The sequence below is a fragment of the Parabacteroides sp. KHUB-02 genome (assembly GCF_056640955.1).
The window spans coordinates 3400937-3426334 of record NZ_JBWQEV010000001.1 but is presented as its reverse complement, the minus strand read 5'-3'; the positions used below and the strand labels follow the sequence as shown (position 1 = coordinate 3426334).

Annotated in this window: 19 protein-coding genes; 6 read left to right on the top strand and 13 right to left on the bottom strand. The window is 44.7% G+C overall.

What is annotated here, in order from left to right:
• Positions 1-2: 2 nt before the first annotated feature.
• Positions 3-2507 (top strand): YfhO family protein, encoded by a 2505-nt coding sequence (locus ACYIA1_RS14905; RefSeq protein WP_480335678.1) that lies wholly within the window; start codon positions 3-5, stop codon positions 2505-2507.
• Positions 2508-2550: 43 nt separating this feature from the next.
• On the opposite strand, the gene ACYIA1_RS14900 is transcribed toward ACYIA1_RS14905, so the two are convergent.
• The 7 genes from ACYIA1_RS14900 to rpsO all read right to left on the bottom strand — a co-directional run bounded on the left by ACYIA1_RS14900 (position 2551) and on the right by rpsO (position 9838).
• Positions 2551-3678, bottom strand: coding sequence for a glycosyltransferase (locus ACYIA1_RS14900; protein ID WP_005860788.1), 1128 nt, complete (start codon positions 3676-3678; stop codon positions 2551-2553).
• Positions 3679-3780: 102 nt separating this feature from the next.
• The gene (ahcY, locus tag ACYIA1_RS14895; protein ID WP_011966979.1) at positions 3781-5199 is read right to left on the bottom strand and encodes an adenosylhomocysteinase; all 1419 of its coding nucleotides are present in this window, start codon (positions 5197-5199) and stop codon (positions 3781-3783) included.
• Between the two features lie 186 nt (positions 5200-5385).
• Complete coding sequence (locus tag ACYIA1_RS14890) at positions 5386-6141, bottom strand: glucose 1-dehydrogenase (RefSeq protein WP_258919293.1); 756 nt, start codon at positions 6139-6141, stop codon at positions 5386-5388.
• 112 nt (positions 6142-6253) lie between these two features.
• Positions 6254-7072 carry a helix-turn-helix domain-containing protein gene (locus tag ACYIA1_RS14885; RefSeq protein ID WP_258919292.1) on the bottom strand — a complete coding sequence of 273 codons (819 nt, stop codon included), beginning with the start codon at positions 7070-7072 and terminating at the stop codon, positions 6254-6256.
• 93 nt (positions 7073-7165) lie between these two features.
• A complete protein-coding gene (locus ACYIA1_RS14880) occupies positions 7166-8815 on the bottom strand; it encodes an AMP-binding protein (RefSeq protein WP_005864131.1) in 1650 nt (549 codons plus the stop codon).
• A 12-nt stretch (positions 8816-8827) separates the two neighbouring features.
• On the bottom strand, positions 8828-9409 hold the full coding sequence (locus tag ACYIA1_RS14875; RefSeq protein WP_480335675.1) for a helix-turn-helix domain-containing protein: 582 nt from the start codon (positions 9407-9409) through the stop codon (positions 8828-8830).
• A 159-nt stretch (positions 9410-9568) separates the two neighbouring features.
• Entirely contained in the window at positions 9569-9838 is a 270-nt protein-coding gene (gene rpsO, locus ACYIA1_RS14870; RefSeq protein ID WP_005864132.1) for a 30S ribosomal protein S15, read from the bottom strand.
• Between the two features lie 170 nt (positions 9839-10008).
• On the opposite strand from rpsO, the gene typA reads away from it, so the two are divergent.
• Positions 10009-11805 carry a translational GTPase TypA gene (gene typA, locus ACYIA1_RS14865; RefSeq protein WP_005864133.1) on the top strand — a complete coding sequence of 599 codons (1797 nt, stop codon included), beginning with the start codon at positions 10009-10011 and terminating at the stop codon, positions 11803-11805.
• A gap of 102 nt (positions 11806-11907) precedes the next feature.
• On the opposite strand, the gene ACYIA1_RS14860 is transcribed toward typA, so the two are convergent.
• The 3 genes from ACYIA1_RS14860 to ACYIA1_RS14850 all read right to left on the bottom strand — a co-directional run bounded on the left by ACYIA1_RS14860 (position 11908) and on the right by ACYIA1_RS14850 (position 18072).
• Positions 11908-13656 carry an LruC domain-containing protein gene (locus ACYIA1_RS14860; RefSeq protein ID WP_196010000.1) on the bottom strand — a complete coding sequence of 583 codons (1749 nt, stop codon included), beginning with the start codon at positions 13654-13656 and terminating at the stop codon, positions 11908-11910.
• 209 nt (positions 13657-13865) lie between these two features.
• Entirely contained in the window at positions 13866-15557 is a 1692-nt protein-coding gene (locus ACYIA1_RS14855) for a tetratricopeptide repeat protein (protein ID WP_196009999.1), read from the bottom strand.
• A gap of 265 nt (positions 15558-15822) precedes the next feature.
• Positions 15823-18072, bottom strand: coding sequence for a trypsin-like peptidase domain-containing protein (locus ACYIA1_RS14850; protein WP_480335672.1), 2250 nt, complete (start codon positions 18070-18072; stop codon positions 15823-15825).
• Between the two features lie 125 nt (positions 18073-18197).
• Here ACYIA1_RS14850 and ACYIA1_RS14845 point away from each other — a divergent pair, with 125 nt between their 5' ends.
• Positions 18198-19826: a fumarate hydratase gene (locus tag ACYIA1_RS14845; RefSeq protein WP_005860810.1), complete on the top strand. Its 1629-nt coding sequence runs from the start codon at positions 18198-18200 to the stop codon at positions 19824-19826.
• 90 nt (positions 19827-19916) lie between these two features.
• On the opposite strand, the gene ACYIA1_RS14840 is transcribed toward ACYIA1_RS14845, so the two are convergent.
• Positions 19917-20075: a hypothetical protein gene (locus ACYIA1_RS14840; protein ID WP_008778786.1), complete on the bottom strand. Its 159-nt coding sequence runs from the start codon at positions 20073-20075 to the stop codon at positions 19917-19919.
• Positions 20076-20286: 211 nt separating this feature from the next.
• Between ACYIA1_RS14840 and ACYIA1_RS14835 the strand changes: the two genes are divergently transcribed.
• The 3 genes from ACYIA1_RS14835 to ACYIA1_RS14825 all read left to right on the top strand — a co-directional run bounded on the left by ACYIA1_RS14835 (position 20287) and on the right by ACYIA1_RS14825 (position 23150).
• The gene (locus ACYIA1_RS14835; RefSeq protein ID WP_005864137.1) at positions 20287-22026 is read left to right on the top strand and encodes a tetratricopeptide repeat protein; all 1740 of its coding nucleotides are present in this window, start codon (positions 20287-20289) and stop codon (positions 22024-22026) included.
• A 101-nt stretch (positions 22027-22127) separates the two neighbouring features.
• Positions 22128-22478, top strand: coding sequence for a DUF3244 domain-containing protein (locus ACYIA1_RS14830; RefSeq protein ID WP_005864139.1), 351 nt, complete (start codon positions 22128-22130; stop codon positions 22476-22478).
• A 75-nt stretch (positions 22479-22553) separates the two neighbouring features.
• Positions 22554-23150, top strand: a complete 597-nt coding sequence (locus tag ACYIA1_RS14825) for a hypothetical protein (RefSeq protein WP_005864140.1) — start codon at positions 22554-22556, stop codon at positions 23148-23150.
• Between the two features lie 673 nt (positions 23151-23823).
• On the opposite strand, the gene ACYIA1_RS14820 is transcribed toward ACYIA1_RS14825, so the two are convergent.
• Together ACYIA1_RS14820 and ACYIA1_RS14815 are read right to left on the bottom strand one after the other, a co-directional pair.
• The gene (locus tag ACYIA1_RS14820; protein WP_009018803.1) at positions 23824-24786 is read right to left on the bottom strand and encodes an IS3 family transposase; all 963 of its coding nucleotides are present in this window, start codon (positions 24784-24786) and stop codon (positions 23824-23826) included.
• 26 nt (positions 24787-24812) lie between these two features.
• A complete protein-coding gene (locus ACYIA1_RS14815) occupies positions 24813-25190 on the bottom strand; it encodes a transposase (RefSeq protein ID WP_005862367.1) in 378 nt (125 codons plus the stop codon).
• Positions 25191-25398 lie beyond the last annotated feature (208 nt).

Genomic DNA, 25398 nt, shown 5'->3' with positions numbered 1-25398 from the left:
TTATGCGGAGTATAATGAGTAAATGGGGAAAACATATCGCTGCGATAGCCGTATTCTTGGTATTGACGGTGATTTATTTTTCTCCGGCCGTATTTGAAGGTAAGGTAGTCCGGCAAGGGGATACGGAAAAGGCTATCGGTATGGGGAATAGCCAGATGGATGAATATGAGAAGACGGCCCAACCGGGAGAATTCAGCGCATGGTCCGATGCCATGTTTGGCGGAATGCCTTATGTGTCGGGATATGGCAATCCGGCTCCACGGTTTCCCGGATATCTTTTAGTGGAGAAGCCTTTAAAAGCGTTGGGATATATGGATGCGGGGATGGTGTTTACCGGATTCGTCTGTTTTTATATCTTGATGTGTGTCATGGGCGTAAATTGGTGGTTGGCGATCGCTGGTGCCATCGCTTTCGCTTTAGCGTCTTATAATCTGATCATTATAGAGGCCGGCCATGTCACGAAAGCGTATGTAATCGCTTATATGCCATTAACGTTGGCGGGTATGGCCCTGTTGTTCAAGCGTAAGTATTTATGGGGGGCGGTCGTGTTCTTGTTGGGTGTCGCTTTCTCTATCGCGAATACGCACCTGCAAATCACTTATTATTTATTATTACTTTGCTTCTTCGTTTATTTGGGATATTTGTTCAATAAACTGAAGGAAAAAGCTTATAAAGAACTGGGTACGGTAACCGCTATTATGGCTGGATGCGTGATATTGGCGGTGTTGCCGAATGCCCAGAATATGTATGCTCAATGGGATTTAGGACAGAACTCTATCCGTGGGGCTACGGAATTAACGACAACGACCCCTTCGGGCGAGAAGATCTCTTCCGGCTTGGACAAGGATTATGCGTTCGCTTGGAGCTATGGAAAAGGGGAGTTGTTGACCTTGTTGGTACCGAATGCCTATGGTGGAAGTTCGGGTGGAATGCTAGGCCCGGATTCTGAGTTATATAAGGAATTAAGGGCGAAAGGCGCTCAAGTCGGAAAAGAGGTACAGGCTCCTACCTATTGGGGAGAGAAGACATTTACTTCCGGGCCGGTTTATTTCGGGGCATTGGTCTGCTTCTTGTTTGTTCTGGGAATGTTCGTGATCCGGAATCCGATGAAATGGTGGTTATTCGGAGGTTCTGTCTTTTTGATATTGCTGGCATTGGGACGTAATTTTGATAGCTTCAATGACTTTATGTTCCATTACTTGCCGATGTATAATAAGTTCCGTACCGTAGAGATGGCATTGGTTATTCCGGGTATGGTATTTCCTATTATCGCTATATGGGGATTGAAAGAGGTGTTATCCGAGGCCGTGAGCGATGCCTTGTTGAAGAGAGGATTGATCGCTGCTTTGGCTATCACGGGGGGGCTTTCTTTAATCCTTTGGTTGATGCCGAGTATGCTGTTGGATTTCCGTTCTTCTTTCGACGCTCAATATCAGTTGCCGGATTGGTATTACAACGCCTTGTTAATGGATCGTGCTTCCTTGGCTTCGGCGGATGCGTTGCGCTCTTTGGTCTTTATCTTATTAGGGGCGGCTTTGTTGTTCTGGTTCTATACCTCGAAAGATCGGAAAAAGGTGGCGACATTCGTAGGGATCGGCGTTGCGGTCTTGATGTTGGTTGATTTATGGACGGTGGATAAACGATATTTGAACGATAGTAACTTTATCCGCCAGAAACCTACAGAGGTATATAAAGAGACGGTAGCCGATCAAGAAATCATGAAGGATAAGGACCTTTCTTATCGTGTCTTGAATTTGAATAATCCTTTCTTGGAGACAACGACCTCGTACTATCACCATTCCGTCGGTGGTTATTACGCCGCGAAGCTGAGACGGTACCAAGAACTGATCGACCACCGTCTGCAAGGAGAGCTTAACTCGGTTATCGGGGCTTTCCAGAAAGCGCAGACTGCGGAGGATTTGATGGGGGCGTTCGCTGCTTGCCCGTCCTTGAATATGCTAAATACACGTTATATTATCTATAATCCGGAGCAACCGCCTTTGAGAAATCCGTTCGCTTTCGGCAACGCTTGGTTTGTGGATAAAGTGGAGGTCGTGGAGAATGCGGATGCGGAAATAGCGGCGTTGAATACGATTAATCCGTTAACGACGGCGGTTGTCGATAAACGTTTCGCCAATGAGGTGAAAGGTTTCACGCCTCAATTGGACTCTACCGCTACGATAACATTGGATAGTTATCGTCCCAATAAATTAGTTTATACGACGAAGGCTAATTCTGAGCAATTAGCGGTATTCTCTGAGATCTATTATCAACCGGGATGGGAGGCTACGATTGATGGGAAGCCCGCTCCGCATTTCCGGGCGGATTGGATATTAAGGGCTATGTTAGTTCCTGCGGGAGAGCATCAGATCGTATTTGAGTTTAGACCGCAAGGTTATATTACGGCGGCTTATATTACTTCTTTTAGTTCGTTGATTATCTTGTTGTTATTGATTGGTGCGGTAGGATATTCGGTTTGGAAAGCTAGAAAGCAAAAAGAGATATAAATTCCGGTTGGTTGTAGAGACGGGGTGTGCCCCGTCTCTACAACTAGATGAAACCGCTATTGATAAAATCGAGCAGTTTTCTCGTTAGGGTTTCCCACGAGAGGGCTGCTTTTTCTTTGGATATGTTCGCAGGGATGGTGGCTTGCTGTGAGGGGGTGAAAAGTTCCTCGATACCTTGGGCGAGGGCCGTTGCGGATATCTCAGGCACTACGATGCCTGTACCCGGCTTTTCGATGCTGTTCTTGAAATCGCCTACGGGAGTACTTAACATAGGTAAATCGTAATTGTAGGCTACGGATACGACACCGCTTTGAGTGGCGGAGCGATAGGGGAGTACCAAGGCATCCGCCGCTGAGAAATAAATGGGGATTTCCTCGTCGCTGATATATTCACAGTGGACGAATATACGTTTTTTTGCCGGAGATGCATCGATCAAGGTCTGATACTTCTCGAAACTACCGTAACATTCGCCGGCTATAATGAGATGGTAATCCTCGTTAAGCTGTCCCATCGCTTCTATCAGCAGGTCTAATCCTTTATAATCCCGTATCAGTCCAAAGAATAGAAGATTCTTTTTGGACGGATGGATTCCTAATTTCCGGCACGCCTCGTTCTTGTTGATCTTACTCCCGAAATGATTGTAAAGCGGGTGTGGGTTCTGGATATATTTAGCGCCCGGGTAAAGTTTCCGCAAATCATACCGCACGTTATCGCTCATCACGATAAAGCCATGGCATTGCTTGAAAAGTAACGAAGCTAAAGGCTTGTCGAAGAAACGCGGCTCATGGGGAATCGCATTGTGGATAAGGGTGATTACCTTACAATGCTTTTTCATCCGATTCGCTACGTGGGCGTATCCGGGAACGAAAAAGGACATCCAGTAAGAGATAATCAGTACGTCCGGCGCATAGGAACGAATGGCGTTTACGGTACTGAAATAACTAACCGGGTTGACGCTATCTAATACTCGCACGCTCTCGATTTCGATCGCACGGTCTCCCGCTTCTACGTATTGAGTCTTGCCGGGAAATAAGATATCCGGATAAAGACGTTTGAAGTTGAAAGCCTTTACTTCATGACCTTCTTTTACTAATTCCGTATAGAGCATCCCGCTGAATTGGGCGATACCGCCACGATAGGGATAAATGGGGGAGAGAATAGCGAAACGCATGGTAATTGAAAATTAAGAATTGAAAATTGAAAATTAAGAATCGAGAACTACAGGAGCTCTCCTCCCTTCATTTTCAATTCTCAACTTTCAATTTTCAATTAATTAGTATCTGTAATGATCGGCCTTGTACGGTCCTTCTACCGGTACGCCGATATAATCAGCTTGTTTTTGTGATAATGTAGATAATTTCACGCCGATACGTTCCAAGTGTAGGCGGGCAACTTCCTCATCCAAGCGTTTCGGTAAGCGGTATACACCTACCTCATAAGCCATTTGCCATAAGTCCATTTGGGCAAGCACTTGGTTCGTGAACGAGTTACTCATTACGAATGACGGGTGTCCCGTAGCGCAACCTAAGTTTACCAAGCGTCCCTCTGCCAATAAGAAGATGGAGTTTCCGTTCGGGAACGTATATTTGTCCACTTGAGGTTTGATATTCGTGTGCTTGATATTCGGATAGTTGACAAGCTTGTCCACTTGGATCTCGTTGTCGAAATGACCGATATTACATACGATCGATTGATCTTTCATCTGTGTCATATGCTCGATCGTGATGATATCGCAGTTTCCGGTGGTTGTAACGAAGATGTTACCCTCTTTCACGGCCTCTTCCATGGTCGTGACCTCGAAACCTTCCATAGCGGCTTGCAAGGCGCAGATCGGATCGATCTCAGTCACGAGTACACGGGCCCCGTAAGAGCGCATGGAGTGAGAGCAGCCTTTACCTACGTCACCGTATCCGGCTACGACTACCACCTTGCCGGCGATCATCACGTCCGTAGCCCGCTTGATGCCGTCCGCCAAAGACTCACGGCATCCGTATAAGTTATCGAACTTGGATTTCGTCACGGAGTCATTAACATTGATAGCCGGAACCAGCAACTCACCTTTCTCCATCATCTGATACAGACGGTGAACGCCGGTGGTCGTCTCTTCCGACACACCTTTCATCTCGGCTACCGTACGGTGCCAACGGCTGTTATCTTCTTGAAGGATACGATTTAATGTATCTAGAATTACCTGTTCCTCATGATTCCCGCCTTTGCGGTTGATGGTCTCCGCATCGTTCTCCGCACGATAGCCCATGTGAATCAGCAAGGAAGCGTCACCTCCATCGTCAACAATCATGTGAGGGCCTTTACCTTCCGGGAAACGAAGCGCCATGTCCGTACACCACCAATACTCCTCCAGCGTCTCGCCTTTCCAAGCGAATACCGGTACGCCGTCCGCCGCGATAGCGGCTGCCGCATGGTCCTGTGTGGAGAAGATGTTACAGCTAGCCCAGCGAACGTCCGCTCCCAACGCAACTAATGTTTCGATTAACACTGCCGTCTGAATAGTCATATGCAGTGAGCCGGTGATACGTGCGCCTTTCAAGGGTTTCTGATCGGCGTATTTCTGGCGTAGCGCCATTAATCCCGGCATTTCGTGTTCGGCGATCTCGATCTCTTTGCGACCGAATTCAGCCAAACTCATATCTGCCACTTTATAAGGCAGATTAGTTGGAAATAATTGTGACATAAATTAATACTATAAATGGTTGAGACGCGAAGGTACGAAAAAGCGTTGATAGTAGGTGTTCTTTATCTATGAATTTCCATCTAGGGCAGAGGCTTGCTGAGGGGTACGGTGGGTTCGTTACTGCAACCCGCATTGCAGTAACACTGCAACGCCGTTGCAGTATTGGGTTCTCTGTAGTTTTGCGATTTAATGAATACTGAAGGCTCCATCTACCAATAGCGCATGGCCATCTACGAAGCTCGCTTGCGGGCTGCATAGCCAAAGTACGGCGTTGGCGATCTCTTCCGGTTTACCGAGCCGCCCTGCGGGAATGTCGCGCACCAGCTCCTTCTCCAAGGAAGGGTCACGCCGCATTAAGTCTTCCGCCATCGGCGTACGGATAACGCCCGGACATACGGCATTGATGCGGATGTTCTTTGCCGCATAGTCGATAGCGGCGGTACGTGTCAGTCCGATAACGGCATGCTTACAGGCTATGTAGGCCGCTTGCCCCGGAAATCCCGTGACTCCGCCTTGCGATGAGGTGTTGACGATGGCGCCGCCGCCTTGTTTCAGCATTTGCAGGATCTCATAACGCATGCAGTTCCAGACACCTTTCAAATCCACAGCCACGGTACGGTCGAATTCATCGTCGGTGATTTCCGCCATCGGGCGTTGCGGTGTTTGTATGCCTGCGTTGTTAAGAGCTGCGTCCAGTCTTCCGTAGGTAACTACGATCCAGTCGATCATCTCCTTTACGGCTTGCGTGTTTGATACGTCGCACCGATACGCTACGGCCTTATGTCCCTCGGCTACTAATTTCTCTACCTGTTCTCCCGGCTCACGGATGTCTGCCAATACGGTTATGTATCCAGCCTTGGCGAAGGCTTCAGCGCAAGCGAGTCCGATACCCATCGCTGAACCGGTTACTAAAGCTACTTTCTCTTCCATTGTCTTTGTCATGATCATTTGATTTACATTTTGTTATTATTTATGTCGCGAAGATAAGGAGGGAGTGGTATAGAGGCTTTGTTATGTGGTTCAAATAGCTTTGTTGTGTGGGCCATTATAAATATTATATATCCTCGGTTGGCGGTACGCCATACGCTATCTTATAGATTTTCGAGAAATGGGAAAGGTTCTTGAAGCCTACCTCGAAACAAATCTCCGAGACCTTACGCCCTCCTTTACGTATCAGCCCATGTGCGGCTTCAAGGCGGCGTCGGATGAGCCATTCCCGGGGCGAGAGAGCGCTACATTTCTTGAAATCACGTTTAAATGTGGAGAGACTGCGTCCCGTATAGTTGGCGATTTCTTCCATGGAAATATCGTTCATGTAATTCCGCTCCATAAATTCCAGTATGTCTATCTTCCATGGATCGGTAAAATCGAAGATAGAGGCATATAGATTCTTGTCGGTATTGAGCAACACATAAACGCCCTCGACCATTTTTAGTTGCAGCAATTGCTCTGTCGGTTGGATCTTGGAATTGAAATAAGGGGTCATCGACTCAAACAAGCTTACGATATCGGGACGGTTGGACGGTAGCTTGTAAAGGCTTATCTGATCTCGCTTGGCGTCTTTAGGGAGAGTATTTCGATCTAATTTGCTGTAAAAGTCGCGTAGGAACTTCATGGTGAACATCAAGAAGATCGCCTTGAACTGCTCGCCATTCCATGCTTGTTTCGTCATCTGCACGCTGAAGTCCTTGCGGATGAAAGCGCATTCTCCTTTATGTAACCGGGTGATTTGGCCTTTCTCGTCGATTACCATCTCTCCGGAATATACATACACCAACACATGCGAATGATTCCGGTGCAGGCAGCTCTTTCCGCCATCGAAATACATCGCTAAAAATAAATCCGAGTAACGCAGTGTGTTGATTCCGTCCATCGTTCTTTAGGAAAATGGGCAACACGGGAAGATCGTGCCGCCCATTATGAAGATTTTAAAGTAACTGTCAACTGTTAGCTGTCCACTAAATCGTCAGGCCGGCGTGATACCTTGCTCTTGCAATAGTTTCAGCCCGAGGTCTTTCAACTTGAACTTCTGTATCTTTCCGCTTCCGGTCATCGGGAAGGTATCGACGAAGAAGATGTATTTCGGGATCTTATGCCGGGCGATCTTTCCGCGGCAGAAGTCTTTCACCTCTTCCTCCGTAGCCGTCACACCATCGTGAAGGATGATAAAGGCACCCACTTCCTCTCCATATTTCTTGGAAGGAACAGCGGCTACTTGCACGTCTTTCACGCCGGGGAAATGATAGAGGAACTCCTCCAGCTCACGTGGATAGATATTCTCGCCTCCACGGATAATCATATCCTTGATACGGCCGGTGATACGGAAGTTTCCATTCTCATCACGAACGCCCAAGTCGCCGGAATGCAGGAAGCCATCCTTGTCGATCGCTTCATTGGTAGCGGCTTCGTTTTTATAGTAACCTTTCATGTTATTATAACCGCGGTTACACATCTCGCCTTGTACGCCAACAGGACATTCCTCGCCGGTCTCCGGATCGATAACCCGTACCTCGGTAAATTCGAACTCATGGCCTACGGTATTATAACGCACCTCGGCCGGATCTTCGATACGGGAGTGGGTCATACCCGGTGAGGTCTCTGTCAATCCATACACGCTGGTTACACGCATATGCATCTTCTCGTCCACGGTTTTCATGAGTTCAACCGGGCAAAGAGAACCTGCCATAATACCGGTACGTAACGACGTGAGGTCGAACATCTCGAACATCGGGTGGTTCAGCTCGGCAATGAACATGGTAGGCACGCCGTACACGGCCGTGCAACGCTCTTTATGTATAGAAGCTAATACCAATAGCGGATCGAATTTCTCGACCATCACTTGCGTACATCCATGCGTCAATACGTTCATGGAAGCTAATACCACGCCAAAGCAATGAAAGAGAGGTACACAGCAACAAAGCTTATCGTCGGCGGTGAATTTCATATGCTCACCCGTCAAGAAACCGTTGTTGGCGATGTTGTAGTGAGTCAACATGACCCCTTTCGGGAAGCCGGTCGTACCGGAAGTATATTGCATATTGACAACGTCGTGGCAATTTACTCTCGCTTTGGCAGCCTCTAAGGTCTCATCCTTTATATTTTGTCCGAGGAGCAACATCTCGGGCGTATTGTACATACCCCTGTATTTCTCCTGTCCGATATAGACTACATTTCTCAAGCGTGGGAAACGCTCGCTTTTCAAATACCCCCGTTGAGAGGTCTTCAATTCCGGCAACATGGTATAGACCATGTCTACGTAACTTCCATCAAACACGCCGTCAGTGATACACATCGTATGGATATCGGCGTTCTCTACTAGGTATTCCAGCTCGCTTTGTTTATAGTTCGTATTGATCGTGACCAATACGGCACCGATCTTCGCGCCTGCATATAGGAATGTCAACCAATCCGGTACGTTCGTCGCCCATACGCCGACATGTGTGCCATGGGTGATACCGATCGCCAGCATGCCTTTCGCCATGTCGTCCACACGCTTGTTGAATTCGCTCCAAGTGAAACGTAAGTCACGGTCCGAATAAACGATATACTCCTTATCCGGTGTATTCTCGGCCCAATGTTCCAGCCATTGGCCAAGGGTTCTGTTATGTAATTCCATAAAACGCCGGATTTAATAAGGTGTATAGACAACTCCTAAGATTCGAGCCCTGTTGTCGTCTGCCGCATGTACATGATGCGCCACGATAGAATCATAATAGATGCTATCGCCTTCCTCTAGGATATAGGTGTTTTTTCCGTAATTAATCTCTACGACGCCACTCAATACGTAGATAAACTCTTCTCCCTCATGCGTGGACAGAATGAAATCCTCGCCTTCCTCGGAGGGAGCGATCTCGATCAAGAAGGGCTCCATATGGCGGCCGGACTTATCTTGCGAGAGCGAGTGGTAATCCATATGCTTGTGCCCTTGTGTCGCATTGTTCGTGAACCCGATACCATCGGCCTCGCTATCCTTTTTGCGGCATACGACCGGGCCTAGCTCCGCTTGGTCATCCAAGAATGTACCCAAACGTACCCCTAATACCCGTGCTATTTTGATAAGAGGGGCCAAAGATGGAAAATCCAAGTTACCCTCGATACGTTCTATCTGTTCGATACCTAACCCGGAGCGTTCGGCTACCTCCTCGATAGAGAGTTGTTTCGATTCCCGGATATTTTTAATTTTCGCGCCTATAATTTTGTTGTTTCCCATGTATATGATTTGTTATTTATAATCCTATAATGTTTGATAAATTGATACTAAACGGCGCAAATTTACATTAATATTTTATTATATCTAGGATTAAGGCAAATAAAAAGGGCAATTCCCGATTGGGATTGCCCTTTTTAATATTCTCGCATAAGCTTTTTCTTACTTTCTGATACCAAGTTCTTTGATGATAGCGCGGTATCTCTCGATGTCAGTCTTGATCAGATAGTCCAATAAACGACGACGTTTACCTACCAACATCTTCAATGATCTTTCCGTAGCGTAATCTTTGTGATTCACTTTCAAGTGCTCTGTCAAGTGAGAGATACGGAATGTGAACAATGCGATTTGGCTCTCAGCAGAACCTGTGTTAGTTGCTGATTTGCCATACTTTTCAAATAATTCTTTTTTCTTCGCTGAATCTAAATACATGATTCTTTTTACTTTAATAAATTAATACTATGTTATCTAAGCGGTCGCAAAGGTAGACATTCCTTTTTGATTTGCAATAGATTCTACTATCTTTTTTGTGTTTTGAAGCATGAATGTCATATATATATCGTAAAAATATCGTATTTTTGCAGCCAATAAATTAGTCTTCAATGCAAAAGATCAGAAACATTGCGATTATCGCGCACGTAGACCACGGCAAAACGACGCTCGTGGATAAGATGTTATTAGCCGGTAAGCTTTTCCGTGAAGGACAGGCAGAACCGGATCAGTTCATGGATAACAATGATCTGGAACGGGAACGAGGTATCACGATTCTTGCCAAGAACGTGTCTATCAATTATAAGGGATATAAGATCAATATTATTGACACTCCGGGCCACGCCGACTTTGGTGGCGAGGTGGAGCGTGTCTTGAATATGGCGGATGGTTGTTTGCTATTGGTAGACGCCTTTGAGGGGCCTATGCCGCAGACTCGTTTTGTTTTGCAAAAAGCGATTCAATTGGGTTTGAAGCCGATCGTGGTAATTAATAAGGTGGATAAGCCGAATTGCCGCCCGTCGGAAGTGCAGGAAATGGTATTCGACTTGATGTTTAGTCTGGATGCTACCGAGGAGCAGCTTGACTTCCCTACTATTTATGGTTCCGCCAAGCAGGGCTGGATGTCCGAGGATTGGAAGGAGCCGAAAGAGGATATCACGGCTGTGCTTGATGCGATCATCAAGTATATCCCCGAACCAAAGATGTTGGAGGGTACTCCGCAGATGTTGATTACTTCTTTGGATTATTCTAAGTATGTAGGTCGTATCGCCGTAGGACGTGTACACCGTGGCGAGTTGAAAGAGGGCCAAGATGTCATGCTTTGTAAGCGTGATGGTAGTATGGTGAAATCGAGGATCAAGGAAGTGGATGTATTTGAGGGCTTGGGACGTACGAAAGTTGATTCCGTGCAGTCCGGGGATATTTGCGCTATTATCGGTATCGATGGTTTCGAGATCGGTGAGACAATCGCCGACGTGAACGAGCCGGAGCCATTGCCAACGATCGCTATCGACGAGCCTACGATGTCTATGCTTTTCACGATCAACAATTCTCCGTTCTTTGGTAAGGATGGTAAGTTTGTTACTTCCCGTCATATTTTTGACCGTTTGCAGAAAGAATTGGATAAGAACTTGGCTTTACGCGTAGTTCCTACTGATTCCGCTGATTCTTGGTTGGTATATGGTCGTGGTGTGCTTCACTTGTCTGTATTGATCGAGACGATGCGTCGTGAGGGATACGAGTTGCAGGTAGGTCAGCCTCAGGTTATCATCAAGGAGATCGATGGTGAGAAATGTGAGCCGGTAGAGCAATTGACGGTGAATCTTCCGGAGGAATGCTCTAGCCGTATTATCGATATGGTAACGAAGCGTAAGGGCGAGATGACCATGATGGAAAGCAAGAATGGTCGTATGCACTTAGAGTTCACGATTCCTTCCCGTGGTATTATCGGTTTGAACAACGCCGTATTGACCGCCTCTGCCGGTGAGGCTATCATGGCACACCGTTTCTTGGAATATCAACCGTGGAAGGGTGATATCGAACGACGTATGAATGGTTCGATTATCGCTATGGAGACAGGTCAGGCTTTCGCTTATGCCCTGAATAACTTGCAATCCCGCGGACGTTTCTTCATCGCCCCGGGCGAGGAGGTTTACGCTGGACAGGTGGTCGGAGAGCATACCAAAGACAATGACTTGGTGGTAAATGTCACCAAATCCAAGAAGTTGACGAATATGCGTGCCTCTGGTTCGGACGACAAGGTTTCCTTGGCTCCTCCTATCGTATTCAGCCTAGAGGATGCGCTTGAGTACATCAAGGGCGATGAGTACGTAGAGATCACCCCGAATAATATGCGTATGCGTAAGATCATCTTGGATGAGACAGAGCGCAAGCGCCAAGGTAGATAAATTCTTCTATTGAATAAATATAAAAAACGGCGACCTTTTAAAAAGGCCGCCGTTTTTATGTGTTATAGGATTTTAGAGATCCTTCAATGGGTTCGCGTAACTTCATTCTTTATTTTCCGGATCTTTCTTCTCTTCATCCGAAGTCGTGAATTTTATTACAAGCGATTCATCTTTAGGAGTCTCATACCAATCTCCGTGCGCTTTGCGGTAATCCTGATCAAAATTATAGGCATCGTCAATACTCTTATTCTCTATACACCAATGGAAAGGTTTATTTTCCGAATAAGGGATATCCAACACATATGGGTATAGATCCGTATTCTTTACGTTTTTACTTATCGGTCCCTTCCCGTTATCTATGTAAGGCATGATCAGTTGAGTTGAGCTATATGTTAATGTCTTTGTAATCCCACTTTCCGGTTCCTTGTCGAATTTTCTCACATTGACATATCCATTGACATCGGAGAAAAAGGGAGTTAGTCCATTGGCGTCCTTAAATCCAAATTGGTTGTGGAATGTACAGCCTTTAGCCAGTAACTGAGCATAAACATCTGCGGTACTCTTATCGGTATATGCTGTGATGCTATAATATATGACAGCGTCATTGAAATCGAAATCGCCTTGGTTTGGATAATTATCTTCGAACAAGAGGAATCCTTTCTTGTTCGTTTGCGATTCTATGACGGGAGGGGTTACCGGCTCTGCCGGCTCGATGGCAACGGGATTACTTTCGATTAGACAAAGCATATCGTTGTAGTCTCCATCATAGGCCCTATAGTTTGGGCAGCGATTTTCCATTCCCAGTACATTTCCTTCAAAATCACCTTCTTGAATGTGGTGAATGAAGCCGTTTGCTACGTTTTTCTCTATTTTGAAAGAGGAATTACCATATTTTAAGGTATGGCCTACGTAATTATGGGAGAATGTCCCATTATCTGGTACTTTATTGTTATCCGGCCCATTTAATGCCGGAGTGGAGAACTGTGGACGGTCTGTGCCTCGATATACGAAGCCGACGTTGAGCCCCTTGTCGAATCTTCCTAGGGGGATTCGGGTATATTCTCCTGTCTTAGCCTTTGGCTGTTCCTCTTTGGAGTAAAAGATATAATTCTCGCCTTGGTTGATCATATTGAAGTCAATGACTTGGATGCTGCCATTAGTCTTTCCATAGAAGGTGCAGTCGTCTAAAGTGAGATTCTCCATCTTCTCGAAGGGATATGTATAGAACCAAATTTTACCATACATATTGTCTTTGGACATTCCTCCATCGCTTATATAGGTCAGCCAAATATCCGCTTTCTCAAAGCTACTGGTAAAAACGGTTTCCGTGATTTTTAGATCAGAGCATCTATATAAATCCTCGCTTTTTACATTGTATGCCTTTTCTGGAAAGTATTTGTTATTGATCAAATGAAGGACTTCATCACTGATCGCACTTGTAGCCCGTAAACTACTTTTGGTATCGCTGCCGATCGTGATGTCCTTTACATCGCTCTCAATAAGTTCCCCATCCCCTCTTAGGATATAGAGTTTCTTTACGTGTGTAGGTACTTCCAGAGCCATATGGATCGGAGTTTTACCAATTAAATAAGGATCTTTGACTAAAGAGCCTTCCTCATAAGGATATTCATAATAAATAGAATATAGGGTTCCTTCATGCTGAGAAGATATGTTAACCTGTATGTTCTCGAAATTCTCGAACTGGGCTATGTAATCTTCTTCTTCTTTGGTAGGTTCTTTCGGATCTACCGTGGGGTCTTCTCCTTGAAAAATGTCATGTTTAACGCATGACCCCATTAGAAAGAGCAGACAAAATACCCACACCATTTGTTTCCAGATTTGTGATCTCATAATTTCTTTACCCTATTTGATTAATATTTACAACAACTTTGTTAGATTTTGCAAATCTACGAATTTATTTCATGAAAAATCATTGATAATCAATATTTATTTCAAGCTGTTACGCTTTTATCAAATGTAGGATTGGATGGTGGGATATAAAAAAAGACCCCATCCAAAAGGATGAGGTCTTTTTCTTATTTAGAAAGAATATTTTCTAATTATTTTACTAAAGCTGCGAAGTCAGAGTTAGTCGCGTATTTAGCGAACTCTAAGTCGATAGCAGCTTCCTTAGCCATGTTCTTATCAGCGGCGATAGCAGCCTTCAAGTTGTTGATAACACCGTTAGCGTCGTTCGTACGAGCGGCAACAACAGCCTTCAAATAAGAAGTTACAGCGTCAGGATTAGCGACACCGTTCAAAGTCTGAGAAGCCTTGCTGTAATCCTTAACCAAGATCTGAGCCAAAGCAGCGTTGTTAGTCTTAACAGAACCGAAAGAGTTAACAGCCTTAGCATATTCACCTTGCTCTAAATAAAGAACACCAAGAGCCTCGCTCAATTCGTTTACGCCGGCAGCGTTACCGAACAATTGTTGAGCCTTAGCTTGGTCACCCTTCGTTAATGCGATCAAACCTAAGTTCATGTTAGCGGAAGCGTTATTCTTAACAGAGTTAGACTTGTTGAACATTTGCTCAGCCTTAGCCAAATCACCAGCCTTGAATGCCATCATACCGATGTTGTTCCAAGTACGGTAGCAGTTAGGATACAACTCAGAAGCTTTTGTATAGATAGCCATCTTCTCACCGTCGTTGTTAGTCAATGTAGCGGCGTAAAGGATTTCCTCGATATTCAACTCAGAAGGATTGCTCTTCGCCAAAGCGCTGATCTCGTCGTCAGACTTACCGATGATCTCGATGTTAGCAGTCAAACGAGAACGACGTAATTGCGGAAGGATAGTCTCAGCCAAGTCAGAGTAAACAGCGGAGATATTCTTGATTTCTTTCTCTCTTGTCTCAGGATCTTGGTACATAGAGATCACACGCAATACTAAGTCTTTATCTTGCAAGTTAGAAGCAGAAACTAATTCCTTGAAGCCTTCCCAGTCTTGAGCTGTGTAACGAGCGTCAACCGGAGCGTCAACCTTCATCTTCTTCAATTCCTTGTTCAAATATTTCGTAGTGTTTCCTTCACGATTCTCAGCCAACGTGTTGTTCAATTTGAAACCACCATCAGGAGAAGCGTAAGCGCTGATCTCGATAGCTACATTCTGGTTCGGAGCCTCGTCAGCGTTCTTAACAAGATCTTTCCATTCTTTGATAGCGTCAGAATTCAATTCTTGAGCGCGAAGGTTAGCTTGTTGGATCAAGAACATGATGTTAGCGTCATGAGCCTCTTTGATAATACGTTGGAATTTATCAGCTGCGATAGCTGCTGTAGCAGTAGCTGCGTCTGCCAATTCGGAAGTAGCGATAACGCCTTCACCGATCTTTACGTCCGGCAATTTAACAGTCTTGTTTTTGATCTTCGCGTCGAAAGTCAAATACAATTCTGATTTTTTCATCTCGGGTTTGTAAGTGAAAGAAGACTTCATAGTTACGTTAGCGCCTTCTTTTTGAGGGATTACTTGGTTGTTACCTTTTACTTTCTCACCTTGGTAAGTGTAAGAAGTGCCCCAAGCTTCGCCACCCTGGTAACGCAATACCGGAGTTACAGTTACAACAGCTTTCTTGTTGAACCATTTAGCGGGGAAAGTCGCATTGATCGTTACAGGAACTTTGCCTCCGATAGCCTCTAGCGGCTGCGGCTCTGCTTTAATGTACTGTTCTGCCAACGGTTTCAACTTGTTTGAACAAGAAGAAAGAGTTAAAATGGCTGCCAATACGAAGAATGGCAATAAAAACTTTTTGTTCATAATCTTGATGTAAGTTTAAAATGTTACTATGTTAATATATTCACTTCCAAATTATCCCTTAGCCATTATCGTGCAAAACTAAAGTATTTTTTTGTTATGGATAGCAAAGAAGCGATAAAATCTTTTTAATTAATACTTATTAATGAATCCTAGGCTTGTTTTATACATAAAATATGGGTAGAATTATTGAAAAAATATGGCTGTGTACCTCTTGCCATTCTTTTCAATGGATGGTTTCCCAGAACTCTTATTGTATATTTTTTGATTAAAATATAATCTTTTGTGTATAATGCTCCTCGCCATAGTGCACGGTTAGAAAGTAGACTCCAGATGTTAATTTTAGGAAATGGAGTGTAGCTTGCCTGTCCGTGATCTCTCCGTTTTCCGACACTTTTCCTTGTGCCGAGTGCAATGTATAAGTCGCTTTCTCTATTCCATCCGGCAAAACAAGGTGTACCATGCCTTTCTCCGGACCGAGATGAATGAGTACCTGCTCGTTCGCCTCGAGCTTTTCGTTGCTGACGGGGTTACCGTATTGAATGACGGGATCGATAAACAAGGAGGTGCTAAAACCTGCTTGCGTATATTCGGTAGCTTGTCTCCAGCCGTTTTTATCATGAACCCAAGCCGTATTCCGGGTCGTTTTGCCTTTGGGCAAATTGTAAGCGGAGAAATACGTGTTCTCCGGGACGCTCTTGAGCTTATAGCCGATGTAGAACTTTCCGCTAACGTTTATGGGCTTGGAGAAATGGATATAACTTTCCTGTGACCGATTTAGGGATTTAGCGGTCTCAATAAACGTATCGTCCAATATCGATTTATTGCTGTAGGTGGGTTGGAATGTTTCCGTATATAATAATGTAGAGGGCTTAGAGTCACCGCTGTAAACGGTAACTTCCACTTCCATTTGTTTGTAATTCGCTCCGGCAGGCGGTGTTACAAAATAAGTTCCGTATAAGGTACCCGCTTCGGCTACTTGGTAAGCTTCCGCGTATTCAGTGATATTGGCGGGGTTGTTTCCGAACAAATACGCTTTTTCAGACCCGGGATAGAGCGTACATTCGGCGTTTTCTTGATTACCGGAGTCATAGATGTTGCTCAACCGGAAACAAGGGGTTGATTTATACGGATCAAGTCCCTCGCAAACCTTGGTCTCGTCATCGGACGGGTTTAGCCAATATTTGAGCTGTCTCTCGGGGGTATCGATCGCGTCCCAGGGTTTCTTCAAAGAGAAGAAGTAATCATTCTTCGGGCTATTCTCACTGGACTGCCCGCCGGATAACGCTCCGATAATCTCTCCGTTGGCATTGAATAAAGGAGATCCGGAGGAACCGCTGGCCGTATAACCTACTTCCCAAGTCTTGACATGTAAATGAGCGTTCTCGTAAAAAATCATGTTTGGATCTGTCAAGGTAAAGGGAGCCAGATCCTCATCGGATATACTGATTCGCTTTACCGAGTATTGGGGATGTTGGATGCACGTATAGGGGGCAGGTCCTACCTCTTGTGCGTTCCAGCCCGCGTAATAAGGCCTGTAATAAACCGGAGGTGTGGCGGTAAGTTCCAACAAGGCCATGTCTGCCATTTCATTAACCGCCTTGAAGTAAGAGGATGCGGTAGACATCTCTTCCGTTCCCCTTAGGATCGGGTCGCAGAAAGGGCTGTTGAAGTTGAAAAAGCAGACGATACTTCCGGCTATTTTCTCATAATCGGGGTTTTTCATCGTGAATTGCTTGTTCAGGCAATGGGAGGCGGTGAGTAGATAAGGCTTTCCGTCATTGTCCGTATTATTTATCAGTGTGCCCGTGCACCCTACACTTCCGTCTATGATCAGGAGAACGACGCTTTGCCCCCATTGGGCGTAATCGTTTGTCCCATCTTGATAGCAAGCTAACGGTGGAATTTTACCGATCAGTGAGGTGTTGTCTCCCGGTTCTAACCCCCGCAAGCTCCGGTAGCCATGGTTGACTTCCCCGACGGTCAGTCTTCCTTGAAAAGAGGCGTTGGCCGGTTCTTGATATTCTATGATCAGGCGATCCCCTTGGATAGGAGAGACCGGCAATAGGTTTAACTCCGAGTTGTTTAGGTGATTGAACGAGCCTAATATCTGTGTCTGGTCCTCATTATATAGGAAGAGCTGGGCGCCTTCGGGCAGTTCATATTCCGAGAAGAGCACGTTGATGGAAAGGGCCCCGGGCGAGTAGATCCCGAGTCTCCATACACGTGTCCCATCCGGCCCGGTGAAAGTTACGCCCGAGTTGTACCGATTGTAATCCGTTATGAATTTATAGGCAAAACGGAAACCGCTTCTTAGGTCGCTCTCATTCAGCGAGTCGATACGCAATTCCTCTTGGACGTCGAACGGAGGCATTTCTTTAAACATCTGTCCGTTTGTACTTCGCATGAGCGATAGCGGAAGCGGGCGGCCTCCGTGGCTAACCTGCGCTTTCAGATTTCCTTGAAAACCTAGCATCGTTAGCAGGAATACAATGTATAAAGAGGTCAACTTTTTCATATCGGGCAAATATAGCTATATTTCTTTACCCCATGATCTATATATCAAGTTTTTTCGCTAAGTTTGCCAATCGAAAAGTACGGACAAACTTAAATAAAACCAATATATAATTAAATTCTAAAGATATGGCAACACCTCCGTTTCACTACGAGCCGATGTTCCAAAAGGGACCGGACACAACAGAGTATTATTTGCTTACAAAAGATTATGTTTCCGTTTCTGAGTTTGAAGGAAAACCGATCTTGAAAGTCGCTAAAGAAGGTTTGACCGCTATGGCTAACGCCGCTTTCCGCGACGTATCATTCATGCTTCGCCGTTCTCACAACGAGCAGGTCGCTAAGATCCTAAGCGATCCGGAAGCTACGGACAACGATAAGTACGTGGCCTTGACATTCCTTCGCAACGCCGAGGTAGCGGCTAAAGGCGTACTTCCTTTCTGCCAAGATACCGGTACGGCTATTATCCACGGCGAGAAGGGCCAGCAGGTCTGGACCGGTTACTGCGATGAGGAAGCGCTTTCTTTAGGTGTTTACAAGACCTACACGGAAGAGAACCTTCGTTACTCCCAGAACGCTCCGCTGAATATGTACGATGAGGTAAATACGAAATGTAACTTGCCGGCCCAGATCGATATCGAGGCTACGGAAGGCATGGAGTATGAGTTCCTTTGCGTGACAAAGGGAGGTGGTTCCGCCAATAAGACTTATTTATACCAAGAGACAAAAGCGATCTTGAATCCGGGTACATTGGTTCCCTTCCTCGTAGAGAAGATCAAGACGTTGGGTACGGCCGCTTGTCCTCCGTATCATATCGCGATCGTGATTGGCGGTACTTCCGCTGAGAAGAATTTATTGACGGTGAAGTTGGCTTCTACTCGTTTCTACGATAGCTTGCCTACGACCGGTAGCGAGGGTGGCCGTGCTTTCCGCGACGTGGAGTTGGAGAAAGAGGTATTGGCCGCCGCTCAGAATATTGGCTTGGGCGCTCAATTCGGCGGTAAATATTTGGCTCACGATGTCCGTATCATCCGTTTGCCTCGCCACGGCGCTTCTTGCCCGGTAGGTTTGGGTGTAAGCTGCTCCGCGGACCGTAATATTAAATGTAAGATCAATAAGGAAGGTATCTGGATCGAGAAGTTGGATAGCCATCCCGGCGAATTGATTCCGGAGGAACTTCGTCAAGCGGGTGAGGGCGACGCTGTCAAGATCAACTTGAACCAACCGATGGCAGATATCTTGAAGGAATTGGATAAATATCCGGTATCTACTCGTTTGTCATTGAACGGAACGATCATCGTGGGCCGTGATATCGCTCACGCTAAGTTGAAGGAGCGTCTGGATCGTGGCGAGGATCTTCCCCAATACATCAAGGATCATCCTATTTATTACGCGGGCCCGGCTAAGACTCCGGCAGGTATGGCTTGTGGCTCGATGGGCCCGACGACGGCGGGTCGTATGGACTCATACGTTGACTTGTTCCAGAGCCATGGCGGTAGCATGATCATGTTGGCGAAGGGTAACCGTAGCCAGCAAGTTACGGACGCTTGTAAGAATCACGGCGGTTTCTACCTAGGATCTATCGGTGGCCCTGCGGCTATCTTGGCTCAGAACAATATCAAGAGCATCGAGTGCGTGGAATATCCGGAATTGGGTATGGAAGCGATCTGGAAGATCGAGGTAGAGAACTTCCCCGCGTTTATCTTGGTAGATAACAAGGGTAATGACTTCTTCAAGCAGATCAAGCCTCGTTGCTGATTCTTTGATCGGTAAAGATAAATGAAAAGCGGTATCCGGCGGCAAGCTGGATACCGCTTTTTTTTTAAAAAAAAAGTCGTACGTGTTTTTTTAATAGGTTAATCCCACGATCCACAACGGTAGTTTCTTGCCAGAGGCGAACTCCATATTGTCAGCCAAGATGAAGGAATCGGGGAGATCCGCTATTCTTATGATACGGGTGCTCGTTTGTGCCAGTAATCGTTCTTGTTTAATAAATAGGCTATCCATACGCTGATTGATTGAATGAGAAATATACGATTTGTTTAAGATAGATAGCAAAAAGTACCCAGATCTGTTAAGAGTAGAAAGCAAAACCTGTAAGTATCCGGTCGTAGCGTACTTTGCGTATTGGTTTTCAAAAGTTTGTATAAATATCAATGAAACTATTACACTTTAATTTTTTACCTTTGTTGCGTTTAAGTGATAAAACAGATTTCCAATGCCTCGTATATACATCCTCTTGATGTCGGTCTTGATCTCGGCTTTTTATGCTTGCGATCATCGGGGGAAGCCTTATCCCGCTACCCTGTTGCAGATCGAATCCCTTGCGGATACAAATCCGGAGGAAGCCCCCCCTTTGTTGGATCGATTGCGGGATAGCCTTTCGTCCTTTGATGAGGAACAGCGTATGTATTATGACTTGCTCGACTTGAAGGTCAATGATAAGATGTATGTCCGGCATACTTCCGATTCCCTGATCAAGCGAATCACCGCTTTTTATGAGGTATATGGCGATCGGGATAAATTACTGGAGTCTTATTACTATATGGGACGTGTCTACCGGGATCTGAACGATGCTCCGGAAGCGTTGAAGTATTTCCAAAAGGCATTGGATGTGGCGGGAGATACGAGAAAGTACCGATTATTGTCCAATGTCTATTCGCAGATGGGGATGCTTTATGATTATCAGAATGTATATGAAGAGGCGATCCGTATGTATGAGAAAGCGGCTGAGTATAAATTACTGAAAGGAGATAGTACTAGTTTGTCTCTTGTGCTGAGAGATATTGCCCGGGTATATGATATGGTCGATAAGAATGACAGTGCGCTTCTCTATTTTCAAAAAGCGGCAATTATAGCGAATGAAACAGGAAATAGACATCGATATTCCGGTATATTGACTGAGCAGGGTGATCTTTACCGGGAATTGGGAATGTATGATAAGGCATTGGAATGTTTGTTTGAATCATTAAAAGATTCCGTAGGCCGGAATATGTACCCCACTTATTCTACATTGGGACATATTTATTTAGAGGTGGGAAGATTGGACTCTGCCGACTACTATTTAAGGAGATGCTTGGATAGTCCTGATTTATATGTTAGAGACGCTATTTATGAGTACTTGTCGTTTTTGTATGAGCGTCGGTTGAATTATCGGGAGGCTATTCGCTATGTCCGTCTTGGCCAGCAAGTGCAAGATTCCATCCGCAAGATAACCGATTCGGAGGAAATCCGTAAAATGACCTCTTTATATAATTATCAAAAGCGGGAAACTGAGAATTTACGGCTAAAGGGCGAGAATGACCGGATGCAGATTCGTATTTACCGGATATTATCCTTGTTCGGATTGGGGCTTTCGATAACCTTATTGTTTATATATAGACTGAAACGGCAGAAAGAGCGGTTGGCTAGGCAGTTTGAGGCGCTTCAGCGGGAAAAGCAAGAACAATATGAGAGAAGTTTTCAATATGTAGAAGCGAATAACGTGAAATTGAATGAATTGGGAACCTTACTATCTAAAGACCATGAAGATACAAATTCATTGCTTCATGTGCGAAAAGAACTTTTGCAAGTGACCAATGAACAAATACAGTTGCGGCGTACCGAGCGTGATTTGTTAGAGTCGGATTTAAGGCATTCGGATATCTATATGAAATTCCATTCCACGAATGAGGCAGATCAGATAATCAGGGAAGAAGATTGGAATGCTTTACGGAAGGAGTTAGATAAGACATACAATAATTTTACGAATCGTCTATATCAGTTATATTCGGGAATGTCATTGATAGAACTCCGGATTTGTTACTTGATAAAGATATCAGTCAAGGTAACTGATATGGCAAAAATCTTGGGTCGCTCCAAACCCTCCGTATCCTCATCCCGTAAACGGCTTTATAAAAAAATAAAGGGAGAGGATGGAACCCCGAATGAACTGGATGAATTAATCGCTGGTCTTTAGCCTTATACAACTCTGCGAACAAAAAGCGAACAAAAAGCGAACAGTGTTTTAGCCCCGAATCCAACCTTATCGGATACTTTTGCAGTCAAAAAATGAATGGGATGAAAAGATTTTTATTTTTGACTTTATTGAGTTGTGTATGCTTATGGACACATACGGTGGCTGGAAGAGAGCATAAGAATGAGCGTGATGAGGAAGAGGAGCGCTCTATTTCTCCTAATCCGGTAGAAGTGAAGATTGTAAATGATGGAATCATGTTCTATTTTATGAAGCCATTAGACAATGTGTTTATACAAATTGTTGATGATAGTGGGATGCTCGTATATGAAGAGTCTGTACCTCTTTCTACTTCTCAGAGCTATTGTATTTCCATGCAAGGTCTTTTATTTAAACCTTATTTAATAAGAGTAGAAGGAGACAACATCTATGAAGAGTTTTTTATTCTTTTCTAAAATTGAATGTGAGGATGATTTGTAATATTTAATTTCTTTGATTATTCAATGTTTAATTTATAAATAGTTTTTTGTATGAAAAAGATTCTAATTTTATCATGTTTGTTTTTGTTTTTTGTGTCTTCTTGTTCTAACCAAGAAGAGGTTATCGTAGGAGATGGTCTTGACTATGATAACATGAGTGAAGAAGATTTGAGGAAATGTGCGGAAGCTAATGGTGCAATTACGTGGAATCAGTTTATTGAACTTATGGGTGAATTTATGGAATCAGAACAATCCCCATTAATTGAGACTAAGGCTACGAGTGAGACTTTTAGTGTGACAGGATATGATAACACATTCTTAGTGGAAGAAAATAAAAAAGTTCTTATCAACAAATCACCTACAAATATTCCTACTGGTTATTACTTTTGTGATATCTATATTGTTAGAAAAATGGTGACCCTTCCGGACGGAACCCTGGGAGTAACTAAAGAGTCTCCAAAATGTGGATTTGATCCGAACTCAATTGGTGGGGGACTGCGAGGTTGTGCGGTAGATGGTCAAACAGGTAATAGATTCTATATGAAAACGGCTGCATATCAAGTTAAATATGATATGCTGGGGCGTCAGTGGAATCGATGGGATCCCAGTTTGAATGCTTTGGTTTGGAATTACGCTTATATTTATTAAACGTTACTGTTTGTGCAGGCTAAACGATGATCATGGCCTGGATATAAGGTTTATGGTCGTTTGTTTAGTCTGTACTAGGTTTGCTATCCGGTAATTTTAGTAATAACATAAAAATTAGTGATGAGGATGTTGAGAATTTCTTTGTTTTGTATTGTTATATACTGATTGATATGTCTCTCACTCATGGATTGATTTACAATGTCTGTATATTTGCCTCCTTTTTCAAGGTAACCAATGGAACTTGATAAATAGAAATGTTTTGTTTGTAAATACTCGATATCTAATGATATTTGATAAGTCGTTAACTTATGGGGGTATAAATCTATATTTGCACCTTTGACTCCTTTTGTTTGTAATTTCGAAAAAGCTAAGCCGTTTTCTAATTTAAATACTTGTGCGTTCAGATTAGAGATACATGATAATAGATTAACATACAAGAGCAAACAGTTTCTCCTAGGGAAAACTAAAGTTTCGTAAGCACAAAACTAAGGTTTCCTCATGAGGAAACAAATGTTTCCATAGCGGAAAACTTTTGTTTTATACTAAGAAATGTCTTTTCCTGATTTATCTAGACACTTTTTTTGTTTATAAACGTAATCAGTAGACAGTAGTTATAAAGTAATACTGATATAGTAGTCACTTCTTTTAACTTCATACTGATAACATAGACACATTACCTCTGGGCCGAACAGAGCCCTTCTGAGAGATTAGTTGTTCGGCTTTGCAAAGCTATCGTATCCATCTCTTTCTCGTTACTTTTCACGGGTTTTCTTTTATTCCGCCACATTTTTATTTGCGTTTCCTTCTCCCCGTGCACTATGCCCGGGGTTTTATAACCGACACTCATGTGCGGTCGGCGGTAGTTGTAGAAGTAGATGTAGCGCTCTATCACGCTCGCGGCACGCTCGATGGTCTCGAACAGCCCTTGCCTATAGAGGCGTTCCACTTTAATTATCCCATTGATACGTTCCGCCACGGCATTGTCCGTGGGCTTGTAGTCTTCCGTCATGCTGATGGCAATGCCATGCCGCCGAAGGCGCTCCACGTACGCGTCGCAACAATACTGCACGCCACGGTCAGAGTGGTGTATCAGGCCCTCCAGATTTTCACTCCCTGTCATCTCAACGGCCTGGTCTATGGCCTGCCGCAACGCCTCAAGCGTGGCTGAGGCACGCAAGCTATCAGCCAGTACCCATCCCACTATCTTATGGGAATAAGCATCCGTGACCAGATGCAGGTAACAGACGTCTCCGCCGGCAAGCGGTATATAGGTAATATCGCTAACCCACAGTTGATTGGGAGAGGTTGGGACAAAGCCCTTTATCAAGTTCTTCCACTTATGGTAACGATGGTTGGAATTGGTTGTGCCCCTGGCTTTGCGCGGAGGAAGCATCAGGCGGTGTCGACGAAGCAGCGTGTAGAAGCTGTCGCGACCGGGCATGAACCTCTCTCCGAAGAGGGCGGTGAGCATGATCCACAGCTTGTAACCACCGATACCGGGATCCTCGCCACGTATCTCACGTACGGTATCCAGCATGAGACGTTCATTCTTCACATGGCTCCCTATGTCAGCCTTGGACTGGTAATAGGCTTGACGACAATGGCCAAACAGACGGCAGGCTGGCGCTACTTTCATCTTGCGAAGCCTGACCAGTTCCGTTACTATTTGGCCCCAGGTTTTTTTCTGATGGGAATGTTAAAATACTCTTCCGCACGCGTGATCATTAAATCACGGGCCTCGGTTTCCAACCGGGAGAAGGCAAGGGCCTTCTCCAACTCCTTAACACGCTTCTTGAGTCGCGCGTTTTCATCATGGTAATCCTCTTTGCTTCGATCGCTCATATCCGTAGGGGCTTGACACGGAGCCAAAGATACCTCTTTTACCACTGATTCATACTTCGCCAGCCATTTATTTAACAAAGTTATCCCACTAATACCATGTTGTTTGCAAAAACTGGTTTTGCTCATGCCGGATTGATAATAAGAATGAAGAAGATGCAATTTCTCTTCTTCGCTGTAATGCTCATGTTTTTTGCGCATAATAATTACACATTTTATTGTTATTGAATGTGTCTACCTATATCAGCATAAGACAAAAAACTATAAATATCAATTAATCAGTTTTTTAGATGATATATGAAGCATGATCAAATAGATAGCTTGCCGGCTAAGCAATGTCTCCGTCTTCTGCCGCTTCTTGAAAAAGATAGGACTAATAATGCGGTTGGCGAGTAGGGGACGATGGTGT

Coding starts and splice junctions, on each gene's coding strand:
- ACYIA1_RS14855 (WP_196009999.1), bottom strand. CDS start 15,557: ATGAACAAAAAGTTTTTATTGCCATTCTTCGTATTGGCAGCCATTTTA.
- ACYIA1_RS14860 (WP_196010000.1), bottom strand. CDS start 13,656: ATGAGATCACAAATCTGGAAACAAATGGTGTGGGTATTTTGTCTGCTC.
- ACYIA1_RS14840 (WP_008778786.1), bottom strand. CDS start 20,075: ATGGATAGCCTATTTATTAAACAAGAACGATTACTGGCACAAACGAGC.
- ACYIA1_RS14885 (WP_258919292.1), bottom strand. CDS start 7,072: ATGGACGGAATCAACACACTGCGTTACTCGGATTTATTTTTAGCGATG.
- ACYIA1_RS14825 (WP_005864140.1), top strand. CDS start 22,554: ATGAAAAAGATTCTAATTTTATCATGTTTGTTTTTGTTTTTTGTGTCT.
- ACYIA1_RS14820 (WP_009018803.1), bottom strand. CDS start 24,786: ATGAAAGTAGCGCCAGCCTGCCGTCTGTTTGGCCATTGTCGTCAAGCC.
- ACYIA1_RS14845 (WP_005860810.1), top strand. CDS start 18,198: ATGGCAACACCTCCGTTTCACTACGAGCCGATGTTCCAAAAGGGACCG.
- ACYIA1_RS14850 (WP_480335672.1), bottom strand. CDS start 18,072: ATGAAAAAGTTGACCTCTTTATACATTGTATTCCTGCTAACGATGCTA.
- ACYIA1_RS14880 (WP_005864131.1), bottom strand. CDS start 8,815: ATGGAATTACATAACAGAACCCTTGGCCAATGGCTGGAACATTGGGCC.
- ahcY (WP_011966979.1), bottom strand. CDS start 5,199: ATGTCACAATTATTTCCAACTAATCTGCCTTATAAAGTGGCAGATATG.
- ACYIA1_RS14830 (WP_005864139.1), top strand. CDS start 22,128: ATGAAAAGATTTTTATTTTTGACTTTATTGAGTTGTGTATGCTTATGG.
- ACYIA1_RS14835 (WP_005864137.1), top strand. CDS start 20,287: ATGCCTCGTATATACATCCTCTTGATGTCGGTCTTGATCTCGGCTTTT.
- typA (WP_005864133.1), top strand. CDS start 10,009: ATGCAAAAGATCAGAAACATTGCGATTATCGCGCACGTAGACCACGGC.
- ACYIA1_RS14900 (WP_005860788.1), bottom strand. CDS start 3,678: ATGCGTTTCGCTATTCTCTCCCCCATTTATCCCTATCGTGGCGGTATC.
- rpsO (WP_005864132.1), bottom strand. CDS start 9,838: ATGTATTTAGATTCAGCGAAGAAAAAAGAATTATTTGAAAAGTATGGC.
- ACYIA1_RS14875 (WP_480335675.1), bottom strand. CDS start 9,409: ATGGGAAACAACAAAATTATAGGCGCGAAAATTAAAAATATCCGGGAA.
- ACYIA1_RS14890 (WP_258919293.1), bottom strand. CDS start 6,141: ATGACAAAGACAATGGAAGAGAAAGTAGCTTTAGTAACCGGTTCAGCG.
- ACYIA1_RS14815 (WP_005862367.1), bottom strand. CDS start 25,190: ATGCGCAAAAAACATGAGCATTACAGCGAAGAAGAGAAATTGCATCTT.
- ACYIA1_RS14905 (WP_480335678.1), top strand. CDS start 3: ATGCGGAGTATAATGAGTAAATGGGGAAAACATATCGCTGCGATAGCC.